This is a genomic window from Cohnella abietis, assembly GCF_004295585.1.
Classification (GTDB): Bacteria; Bacillota; Bacilli; order Paenibacillales; family Paenibacillaceae; genus Cohnella; species Cohnella abietis.
The window spans coordinates 1,683,187-1,695,275 of record NZ_AP019400.1 but is presented as its reverse complement, the minus strand read 5'-3'; the positions used below and the strand labels follow the sequence as shown (position 1 = coordinate 1,695,275).

6 protein-coding genes are annotated in these 12,089 nt (G+C 43.4%); 4 read left to right on the top strand and 2 right to left on the bottom strand.

The features are described from left to right. The first annotated feature begins 48 nt into the window (after positions 1-48). The 4 genes from KCTCHS21_RS06795 to KCTCHS21_RS06780 all read left to right on the top strand — a co-directional run bounded on the left by KCTCHS21_RS06795 (position 49) and on the right by KCTCHS21_RS06780 (position 5,514). A complete protein-coding gene (locus KCTCHS21_RS06795) occupies positions 49-1,089 on the top strand; it encodes a LacI family DNA-binding transcriptional regulator (protein ID WP_130606166.1) in 1,041 nt (346 codons plus the stop codon). Positions 1,090-1,879: 790 nt separating this feature from the next. Then, complete coding sequence (locus KCTCHS21_RS06790; RefSeq protein ID WP_130606164.1) at positions 1,880-2,782, top strand: sugar phosphate isomerase/epimerase family protein; 903 nt, start codon at positions 1,880-1,882, stop codon at positions 2,780-2,782. Further along, positions 2,769-3,983, top strand: coding sequence for a carbohydrate kinase family protein (locus KCTCHS21_RS06785; RefSeq protein ID WP_130606162.1), 1,215 nt, complete (start codon positions 2,769-2,771; stop codon positions 3,981-3,983). Before KCTCHS21_RS06790 ends, KCTCHS21_RS06785 begins: the two co-directional genes overlap by 14 nt. A gap of 94 nt (positions 3,984-4,077) precedes the next feature. Continuing rightward, positions 4,078-5,514, top strand: coding sequence for an L-fucose/L-arabinose isomerase family protein (locus KCTCHS21_RS06780; RefSeq protein ID WP_130606160.1), 1,437 nt, complete (start codon positions 4,078-4,080; stop codon positions 5,512-5,514). A gap of 225 nt (positions 5,515-5,739) precedes the next feature. On the opposite strand, the gene KCTCHS21_RS06775 is transcribed toward KCTCHS21_RS06780, so the two are convergent. Together KCTCHS21_RS06775 and KCTCHS21_RS06770 are read right to left on the bottom strand one after the other, a co-directional pair. Beyond that, on the bottom strand, positions 5,740-9,660 hold the full coding sequence (locus KCTCHS21_RS06775; protein WP_162309292.1) for an S-layer homology domain-containing protein: 3,921 nt from the start codon (positions 9,658-9,660) through the stop codon (positions 5,740-5,742). 457 nt (positions 9,661-10,117) lie between these two features. Continuing rightward, a complete protein-coding gene (locus KCTCHS21_RS06770) occupies positions 10,118-12,082 on the bottom strand; it encodes a glycoside hydrolase family 127 protein (RefSeq protein WP_162309291.1) in 1,965 nt (654 codons plus the stop codon). Positions 12,083-12,089: the final 7 nt, after the last annotated feature.

The following is a 12,089-nucleotide window of genomic DNA, read 5'->3' as shown; positions in this document are numbered from 1 at the left end:
TTAGAACTATAATATTGACAACTGAAACGTGGGATAAGGAATGATGAAATGGGCGAGGAAAATGGGCGGCATAACGTCAAAGCTACCACATTAAAGGATATCGCTGAGCAGACTGGTTTTACGGTCAACACGGTTTCCCGAGCGCTTAAGAATAAAGAGGATATCTCAGCGACCACTATTAAGCTGATCCAAGAAAAGGCGCAGGAGCTTGGCTATATCGGGAACACATTGGCCAGTTCGCTGCGTTCAGGTATGACTAAAACAATCGCTGTGATTGTCGCTGATGTATCGAATCCTCACTTCTCTATTGCTGTTAAGGAAATCGAGAGAGCAGCAAGGACGCAGGATTATACGACATTCATCTTGAACTCCTATGAGGATCAAGAGGTTGAGAAAAAAGCGATATTCTCAGCTTTGTCCAAGAACGTGGATGGCATCATCATTTGCCCTTCTCAAGGTAGCGACAATAATATGGAGATTCTTCAGCGCACAGGAACACCTTTCGTGCTACTTGGGCGCCATTTGGACAACGATACGATGGACTATGTCGTGAGCGATGATGAAAAAGGCGGCTACTTAGCCACCATACATCTGTTGGAACGCGGTCATCAGAGCATCCTATTTCTTAATGCACATCATTCGATTTCTAGTGCGCGTGAACGGTTGATAGGTTATACCCGGGCAATGATGGAATATGGAATCCCCGTTAAGTCTGAGCTTATCCGCGAGGTATCTAACATCTCTGGTGGCTCTCGAAATGAGCTTAATGAAGTCTTGAAGTCGAAGTTAGAGTTCACAGCCATATTCGCATTTAACGATATGATGGCGTGGGAATCTATTTTTATCCTGAACAAGCATAATATCAAGGTTCCGGAAAATATAAGCGTTGTCGGTTTCGATAACATTCAATCTCGGATGTTCATTCCCTTTCCACTAACGAGTGTAAGCAACTCCAAAGGTAAAACCTCCCGCAAAGCATTTGAAATTCTATTGAAACGAATATATAAGCAAAATTCCGATGTACGCTACCACGAAGTCGTTGATACTAGGCTCGTTATCCGTGAAAGTACAAAATCGCTTCTGCTATAAGTCACGTTTTTTCAGCAGCGGATGGATGCTCCAAAAGTGATAAGCTTTTGGGGCATTTATTCTAGTTTATCTTACCCGCCAGACCGCAAATGGCAACATTAGCGAACTTTCGTATGTTCGAACACTATTTCCCCCACCAACCGTGCCCTATCACAACCTCGTAGTTCGAAATAATCGTATATTTACAACCAAACCGTGCCCTTCCACAAACCAATTACTCGAAATAATCGTACATCTACCTCCATTCGTGCCTCTTCCCAACACAGTTGCTCGAAATAATCGTACATCTACCTTCAATCGTGCCTCCTCCAAACCCAGTTGCTCGAAATAATCGTACATCTCCAGCCAATCGTGCCTCTTCCCAACACAGTTGCTCGAAATAATCGTACATCTACCTCCATTCGTGCCTCTTCCTAATACAGTTGCTCGAAATAATCGTACATCTACCTTCTACCGTGCCTCCTCCAAACCCAGTTGCTCGAAATAATCGTACATCTACCTCAATTCGTGCCTCTTCCCAACACAGTTGCTCGAAATAATCATACATCTCTTAACAAACATGCCTATACCGGACCTCTTGCCCTAACCCCGTTGCTCGATATTTTCGCACTGCACAAGTCGATCAACAGCCGAGTGCTTATTTGAGAATTTTGTTCAGCAAACACACTCGCTCCTATTAGAACTTTCGCGCTAACAGAAATCGTTGACAGACATTCTAATCTACTCTATATTTACATTATCGTTAATGTTAACGTTAATGTAATCGAAGTTACTGGGGGAAAATTCAACTATGACACTTGATTTGAAGCTTGGAATTAACATGGGATTTGCAAATAACAAGTATCCTGAGCCTAAGGTTTGGACTCGCATTGTCGCCGAGGAAATGGGACTCAAATATGTTCAATTCGTTGCCGATCTACTTAACGTTTATTTGCCTGACGACATTGTTGAGGAACAGACTGAGCAAATTATTGAGAATGCGGATAAATACGGACTGTCTATAACTAGTAGCTTTCTAAGCTCTTTTACTAGAGTTAATCACTTCATGCATCCAGATTCTAAACAGCGAGATGCGTGGCTTGCTTGGTTCAAGAAGTTTGCGGTTATTTCCTCACGGATGGGAGCCAAAATGACTGGCGGTCACCCCGGTATTCTAACCTTCTCAGACTATGACGATCCTGTTCGTAGAGAAGAAAGAACAGCTGAAGGCATTAAATATTGGCAAGAGCTTAGCTGGTTTTGTCGAGATCTCGGCATGACTTGCATGATATTCGAGCCAATGTCCATCCCTAGAGAGTACGCCAACACAGTCGAAGAGACGAGAGAGCTACTCGCGAGACTGAACGATGGAGCAGGTCTTCCTTTTAAGCTGTGTCTAGATCCAGGTCATGCCCCACATCCAAGCGATCGCGATCCGTATCGTTGGATCCGCGAGCTAGGCAGTGAATCACCTATTATTCATCTTCAGCAGACGGAAGCTGGACAAAGCAGGCATTGGCCATTCACCAAAGCTTACAACGATATAGGTATTATTCATGCGGATAAAGTAATCGAAGCCCTCGAGGCATCCGGTGCAACAGAAGCAGAGCTCATATTTGAAATCTATCACCGTGAAGCTTGGTCGACGGAGTTCAATATTATTCCAGACCATCAGGAATCGGTTGCTTACTGGCGAAACTATGTCAAACAATAAGCGATCAACAGAAACGACGGACGTATTGGTGTGTGGACATATATCGGTTGATATTATCCCGAGGTTTCACCGCTTAGGTGAACCTAGTAGCAGTCAATTAACACCAGGCAGCTTAATAGAAGTAGGCGAGGCGCAATTCTGTACTGGCGGCTCTGTGTCCAACACGGGTATCGCACTGCATCAATTAGGTACGAATGTTCGACTCAATGGAAAGGTAAGTGACGATTTCCTTGGAAGCTTGACACTTAACTTGCTAAGAGGTATTGATCCCGTGCTTACAGAGGGCATCATTCAAGCGACTGGGGAAACAAGCTCCTATACTCTTGTTGTCAATCCTCCTGGAATAGATCGCACTTTCCTACACTGTCCTGGAACAAATGATACATTTTCAGAGCTTGATGTTGCTTGGGAACAGAGTAATGGAGCCCGCCATTTCCATTTCGGCTATCCCCCACTGATGAAGGGCATGTATGCCGACAGTGGAGATCGTCTGTCCAGCATTCTTCGTACTGCTCAAGAAAAAGGAATGATCGTCTCACTTGACATGGCGATGCCCGGAAAAGGAACTGCCGCTTTGTCAGCAGATTGGATCAGCATATTAACGAAATCACTTCCCTATGTTGATGTTTTCATGCCTAGCCTCGAAGAAATGCTAATGATGGTTAATCGCGAGCTGTATGAGCAATTAGCCCACACAGGCGAAGAGCTTTGCGACTTGGTATCTGTGGAAACGATTCAAGAGCTTGCCGATAGTCTTCTCGCATTAGGCTGCGGCATGGTTGTGCTTAAGCTTGGTGCATCGGGATTGTATATGCGCACTTCTCAGCAGCTTTTGTTGGATCACGCAAACCATTTGACACCGGAATGGCACGACGAATGGAGCAATAGGGAGCTATGGGCGCCTTGTTATCGGACCCAAGTAGCAGGCACAACTGGGGCCGGAGATTGTACAATCGCAGGTTTCATTCATGGTCTTCTCCTTAATCTGGGACCTGAGGATACGATGAACGGAGCTGTGGCGGTCGGTGCCTTTAGCGTTGAGCACCTAAGCGCAACTAGCGGTATCAAACCTTGGGAGACTATCCAAGCAAGAGTTAGTTCCGGCTGGGAGCGACTCCCTCTCGGCAGGCAATTGAATGGCTGGAGCTGGGAAGAAAAGCCGGGGATATGGGCAGGACCAGCAGACAAATTGACAAAATGACGGACAGAACAGACTAATAAACCAATAATTCAATATTCAAATAAATGAACCATTATAAATTCCGGGAATTAATTCCCTTTGGAGGATACGAGCTATGGCACGGAAAGAAATAAAACGAACAAAGCTTGGTGTAATTGTAGGGAACCGGGGGTTCTTCCCAGGTCACCTGTGTGAAACGGGGCGAGTGGAAATTCTCCGTATTCTGGAGGAGGAAGGCATTGATGCTGTCATACTGGACATCAATGATACCAAGTACGGTGCAGTCATGACATTGGATGACGCTAAAATCTGCGGAAATTTATTCAAAGCTAACCGCGATCAAATTGATGGCATCCTTATTACACTTCCTAATTTCGGCGATGAGAAGGCTGTCGCAAACAGTATTCGCTACTCAGGCCTGAACGTCCCCGTGCTCGTCCATGCCTTTAATGACAATATTACCAACATGGGCATCCAAGACCGACGCGACAGCTTTTGTGGCAAAATGTCCGTATGCAACAACCTAAAGCAGTACGGAATCCCTTTTACTCTGACCACACTACATACTGTCGATCCTAATAGCGAGAGCTTTCGAGCTGACCTGCGTCGGTTTGCAGGAACCTGTCGTGTGGTCCAGTCGTTGCGCAATGCTCGTCTTGGTTCTATCGGCGCGCGTCCAGCATCCTTCAATACAGTTCGTTACAGCGAGAAGCTTCTAGAGCGCTCGGGTATTACCATCGAGACTCTGGATTTATCTGAAGTATTCGGACGAGCGAACAAACGCAAAGAAAATGATCCAGATGTAAAACGTAAGCTAGAGGAAATCGCAGCTTATGTTGATGTAAAGGGGTTTCCTAAGGATAATCTGGTCCGAATGGCGTCTCTCGGCGTTGTCGTCGAGGAATGGATGAACGATAACGATCTTTCGGGTACGGCCTTACAATGCTGGACATCCATGGAGGAATACTTTGGCGTCGTGCCTTGCACAATCATGAGCATGCTAAGCAGCAGCCTGATTCCAAGTGCTTGTGAGGTCGATATTACAGGACTTGTCGGTATGTATGCACTCCAGCAAGCATCAGGCAGACCAAGCGCACTGCTAGACTGGAACAATAATTACGGGGAAGATCCAGACAAAGGTGTTGTTTTCCATTGCAGTAACCTACCGAAGGAAGTTTTCGAAGAAATTCGTATGGACTACCACGAAATTCTGTCAGCTACTGTAGGCCGGGAAAATACCCTCGGCACGATACAAGGGCGAATTAAAGCGAGCCCCTTCACCTACTGCGGCATTACAACGGATGATTTGAACGGTGGTATCTCTGCTTATACAGGTGAGGGACTATTCACACGCGACCCACTTCTGACGTTCGGTGGGTATGGTGTTGTGCAGGTGCCGAAGTTTCAGAAGCTGCTTCGTTATATTTGTGATAGTGGCTTTGAGCATCACGTCTCATCGAGTATGTCGACAGTTGCCGATTCCATCGAGGATGCGTTCGGGAAGTACATGGGTTGGAATATGTATCGACATGAAGCACCTAGTCAAGGATAACAGAGCTGGAGCACATTCAGGAGGTACTTCTGAGCTGAAGAATGGTCGTTTACTTATTAGACTGCCAAAGCTTTCATGGAACGTGATTCGATTAGCGAATAATCAATAATGAGCTTTTGCTTATTCCAGCTTTACACAGAAATGCAGCCAGCCTCATAGGAGGATGGCTGCATTTTGTTCAAGCTTCATTACTTTATGATGATTTTTATAATGATGACCGTTTCACTACTTGATATATTGATAGAGATTGTACATCAATACTGCCGTTTGCGCACGGTTAGCTGTTTCCTTCGGACGAACAGCTTGACCAGTGCCTTGAATGAGTCCCATTTGGATTAGAGCAGAAACACTACCCTTCGCGTATCCAGAAATGTCCGCAGTATCATTAAACCCACCTAGAACATCTCCACTTGAATCAGTTGCCCGTTGTTTACCCACTGCCTTTAATGCTCGGTCTGTCAGTACCATAATATCTTCCCTTGTTATCGGGGCTAGAGGCTCGAAGCGGTTATCACCACCACCAGTTGCTACACCAAGGCTTCTGGCAATCCGCAGTGCTTCACTATAATAAGAGTCCTCAGACACATCTGCAAACGGATCACCTAGTGCTCCTTGCAGCTCAAGAGTTCTCACTAACAGAACTAGAAAATCAGCGCGAGTAACTGCTTGAAACGGAATAAATTCACTATCCGAAGCGCCATTAACAATTCCTTTTGACGCCAGCAGCTCGATTTGTTTCTTTGCCCAGTTTACCGTAACGATATCATTAAACGTTTTTTCCACATAAGAAATAGCATATTTACTAAAGTGTGTTGTTGAAAATTTTACATGCCCAGTAAGAGGATCATATTTCCCGTTTGGAACTGCATGAATTTCCCCTTCGCCATCAATGTACCAAATGACGATATGCTCAGGGTTTTTAAGCTCCTTAGCAGTCGGTGTATAAGGTACACTCACTGTTACCGGAGCATTGGGATTGTTCCAAGGTATGGTTTTACCTCCAGCTTGAATGTTCAATTCAAAAACAGGATATTCTCCAACTTGTTTCTTTGTTTTATCATCTAGAGTATTAGAATCCACTCGAGAAATATGGATTCCAACGTCCCCTGATGGCAATTCTTGAAACATATTACTAGGAATAATCATCGACGCTAAAGAGGTTACAACTTCAATCGAAGCTGATTTATTGTTGCTAGAGATCGCCTCGGAAGGCAGTATCTGCACATATTCTTTTGCACCTGGAACTGCATCTACTTCAATACGAATTGTTGTTTTCCCAGTAGAATCAGACTTTACCTCTAGCTGAGCTTTAGCCCAATCCGCAGCATTAATGGTGGAAGTAGCTATATGTGTTGTCTTATCGAAGGTTACTTCTGATTTAACTTTAATCGGTTCACCCGTTGATTTAGGTGTGCTCGTTGGTTCAACGATTACTGTTGATGTTGTTATCGGACCCGTACTTGGTTCTGTTGACTGTCTATTATTCGAAACCTCAAAATCCATTGACTTAATGGTCTCTACATTACCGGCATGATCCACACTGCGATATTCAAAGGTATAAATTCCATCACCATAGGCAGGAATGGAGCCGGTGTAGATTGCCCATGGTCCATTGTTGATTCGGTATTCTGTTCTCACTATGCCTGATAACTCGTCACTTGCAGCTATAGTTATCGTTACATCTGAAATATATTTTCCGTTGCTACCCATAGTTGCATCAGGACCTACAGATGCGATACTTACAGGCGCTATCTTATCTATATTACTTACAACAAGGTTAGTAATATTGGACATACTTCCTAAGGCACTCGTTCCTCTTGTATAAACCGTATCATTGGTAGAAATGGCGATCGGTCCTGTGTATGCTGTCCAAGCACCACTTGTACCTACTTTGTATTCTTTAGTAGCTGCATCAGTTGGATAGCTGATCGTTACAATGACGTCATTGTTGGTCGGCTCTGTAATACTTGCTGCTATTGTTGCATCTACAGGAGCAATATCGCTATTAACCGTGATTGTCACTGTTTTCGATACTGTATTTGTTCCATCCGATACAAAGAAAATAACCGGATATATTTGACCTTGATCTCCTTCAGTAGGCGTCCAAGTAAACACGCCTGTAGCTGAATCCAAGCTCGCTCCTTGAGGTAATCCCGTTGCACTATAGGTTAACGTACGCCCCGCTTCCCCGATAGCTGTTGCCGTAAAGCTCAATAATTGATTTACAATTGTTGTTCGTGCTGCTGTAAGCTCCAGTGTAAGCGGCGCATAAATCAAATTATTATTCCAATTCACTCCAGTAGGAAGGTTCATCTCATCTAGCCCCCCTCCATAGAAGCTATTACCTTGTAGGGCGACCTTACTGCTCAGTGGAACATTAATTTCAACAGCACCTGTGCTACTAGACGTAAAAATATTATTTGCAATCAGTGCCGGCATCACTATGGCTGATTCAACCTTCAACACACTGCTCTTTTGTCCCCGGATCACATTACTGCTGAATACAACATTCCGTGGCGCCATAGATGCATTCTCATCAACCCTTTGATCTGGACGATTGGTATAGAAGATGTCATAAGGCTGCTCACGCAAATAAAAGCCGCGATATGCTCCAATTATCTGATTACCAGTAATTGATGCCGTGTCTACATTTCCTGTTACCTCGATCCCTATTGGCGTAATGCCTACAGGAAGTTGTTTATCATAGATAACCGTATTCCCAGTAATAACAACATCCTCGGTCGGGATGAATGTGGATATACCCCAATCTGGGTGTACGAATACTCCGACACTTTGCCCGATTTGTGCATTATTGGGTCCATGGGGTACATTCCAATTCTTGATCGTGTTGCCGTCAATAACAATATGTGAAGAGTTAAAAATATCGATTCCATGTGCCCAAGAGTTTTCTATAATCGAATTAGATACGCTTACATAGTGACTGAAAAATCCGATAACAATTCCCGTATCAAAAGTATCTGTCGTATGAGCGTTGCTGATTTGAACGTTCCAAACTCCATAACGTCCTCCATCAAAATGCCCATTAACCGTAATTCCATGTCTAGCACCGACTGTCTGAACACTTTCTACTACAATATTTTTGCTATATCCAATATAAATATTGTCATGTTGAAAGTTTTTAACAACAACATTTTCAATGTGACTATCTCTAACTCCCTGGAATGAAATTCCTTGTGTGAATTGTAGATTATCGCCAGGTACTGAGTTACTTAAGTCATTCAGAATGGTTAAATCTCTGATCACAATGTTATGTAAGTTCCACACTCCTTTAGACAAGGTATTGCTAATAGCTGTCACAGGAGTATTAGCTGCAACTTTTATGATGCTGCCTCTTCCACCTCTAAGCTCCGTATATGGCTTTGTGATCACTAAGGTTTTAGATATTTTATATATACCTGAAGGGAAATATATCGATCCTCCCTGATCCATCGCCGCTTGTATAATGCTTGTAGAATCTACAACTCCCGTAGGGTCAGCACCTTCAGTAACTACGTTACGTTCGGGTAGAGAACTAGCCTCATCCTCGTCTGAATAATCCACAGCTGTAAAGCTTATACTTCCATTGGTAATATGTGTGAAACCCCCAGCTCCAGTATCAGCCACACGAATCCGGATATAGAGCTTATTCACATTCGCAGGGACAATAACGCTCTTCTCATCAGAGTTTAACGTATAGCTTCCTGCAGCATTCGGGGAAGCATCAAGTGGATTCTGCCAATAGACGTCATTCGATACCCAATAACCACCCGGCCAAGCAACTTGTGTATGGCTGTACACTTGATCGAAACCAACCTCTAGAACAACAGGAACAGCGGTATCCCGATTAATATCAAAGGATGTTTTCATTTTGTATGCTTGATTGTCCCCCTCCTCACGTGTCCATAGGAAGGTCATATTGCTATTCAAAGCATTTCCAATTCTTGGATATGTAACGATAGAGCCATTATATTGCGAATGCAGCGCATCCCAATCTTTAGGATTACCGGAGTGATTCGTTCCCAATTGTCCCCCTTTTTCCGTGTTTGAACCTAAGGTAATAAAGAACTCTGGACCCGCACTGACGGTTGCAGTACCGAATAATAGACTAAAAACAACTACCATCATAATTAAAGTCTTTTTTCTCAAAATATTCATCCTCCCTTTTTATGTAAGCGTTTTACTCGCTTAATTAGCGTATCACCTCAACGTTATTTTGTAAATATAAATCATATAAATTAACGTTACTAATAACATTATTTAAATGTAATTAATAATGTTAATTCATTCAAAAACGTCCTTTTCAAGCAAAAAAAACTGTTTACACACATTGCAAAAACCAGAGAAAAACCCTTATTAACTCTTGTCTATTAAGGGTTTTGATATCACCTAGCTATAGTTGTGTTCTAATCGCATACTAAGTTGATAAAGTTTATACCTCTCTTAATTCGCACAATAATAAACATTACAAATAAATATATTTGTAATACAAAGTAATTATATATAAGGACGTACGAATCCAACCACAAAAGGATCACTCTTCACTTTACCAAGACAGCATAAAGTGAAGAAGTGATCTATTTGAAAACTATTTATTTAACGTGTATCAGTCATTGCTAATCGGAGCAACCTGCAGCGACTCATTAATCCAAACGACCATTTTGCCAGCATCACGATTGGCCCAAGCGTAGTAGGGAACTGCCGTAATATCGATTTCTTTGCCCTGCCATGCTGGTGGTAACGCCTCGCTATAAAGCTGAGCACTCCATTGCTGCCTTTGAGCCTTGTCCTTATCGCTGAAGGTATATCCTAGTCCCCGAATGACATGAACTCCGTCTAACAATTCAGGTTGATATACCGCATGGAGCTCGGTACCGCGCGGGAGTGAGATTTGTGTAACATCCTCATCATGATCCGTCGCCTCTAAACAATAAACAATTGGGCCCCGCTCTAGTGCGAGCTTTCCACGATTGGACTCCACATTTGGGTGAGCTTGGATTTGTTTAATGGTCATTAGAATCGATACTTCAACGGTATCCCCCTGCTGCCATTCTCGACTAATGCATACATAGCCTTTGTCCGACACTAAATCAGCTATTAATTCCCCATTTACGCGAATATCAGCTCCCTTGCTCCATCCAGGAATTCGGATGTAGAGGTTAAAGGACTTGGCCGCGTCTGGCTGAATAACCAGTTTAATATCGCCATCGTTAGGATAATTTGTTTCCTGCTGAAGCTTAACTGATGTGCCCTCGATATCAATGTCTACCGTTCCACCTATGAACTGGTTGACGTAGAGATCATTTTCTTTGCTGCTGTAAATGTACTCCCCCAATTTCGGGAAAAAGCGAAGTACATTGGGTGGACAGCAAGCACACGAGAAATTTTCCTGTCTACGATGAGTTTCTTTACTATCCAATAGATTCGTATAGAAGAACTTCTCTCCATTCAATGAAATGCCCGCAAGCAGTGCATTGTATAGCACTCTCTCCAGAATATCCGCATATTTGGCGTCCCCGTAGAGGTTATTCATCCGTTGGCTCCAGAAGACAAGACCGATGGATGCGCAAGTCTCACAATAGGCTTCGTCGTTAGGTAAGTCATAATCTGTGGAGAAGCCCTCCCATTGTCGCACGTTATCTCCTATTCCACCTGTGATGTACATCCTCCGATTGACCATGTTGTTCCAGATCCGTTCCAATGCCTTAGCGTATTCTACATCGTCCGTAAAATGAACGATATCCGTTACACTTGCATAGAGATAAGCTGCTCTTACAGCATGACCCTCAATAGTATCCTGCTCTTTCACAGGCAGATGCGCTTGCATATACTTATCTCTGCCATATAAACCAAAAGGAAGTGCATCAAACTCCATGAAGTTCTTGGTCAAAGCAGTCCATCCGCCATACATTTGTTCTTTAGCTTCTGGATTGCCTCGGATTTCTACAAAAAATAACGCCAAGTTGTAATAACGCACTTCATTCGTTGCTTGATACAGCTTAATCAGGCCTAGTTCAATCTCCTCATGTCCCTCATAAGCTAAACGCTTGTCGTGGCCAAAGATGGAATCAATAAGATCAGCAAATTTAATTGCGGCATCCAACAGCTTCCTAGTACCCGTAGCTTCATAATGAGCTACTGCAGCTTCAAAGAAAGTACCCGCCGTATATAATTCATGTCCGAACAAGATATCCGTCCATCTCTGTTCTGAAGCAACAATCGTAATAAATGAATTCAAGTAACCATCTGGTTGCTGCATAGTAATAATCTTATTTGCAGCTTCATCAATCATGGATGCTAACTCTGGAGTTGGCTTCTGCTTGTACATCCAGCAAGCCCCTTCCAAGCCCGTATAAAACAATCCGTCGTTAAAAAATGCGCCTTCAAACGTTCCTTCCATGACTCCAGCAGCTATATCGAAATTATTAAAATAGCCATCCTCATGGAAATTGTTCCATAGATGAGGCAGTGTCTTCTCCCGAATTCTTTCCATCCGTCCAGACCAGAAAGTATCATTAATCGTCACTTTATCAAAGGGTACAGCATCTAGCTTTTTAAACACTCCATTCACCCTCGCA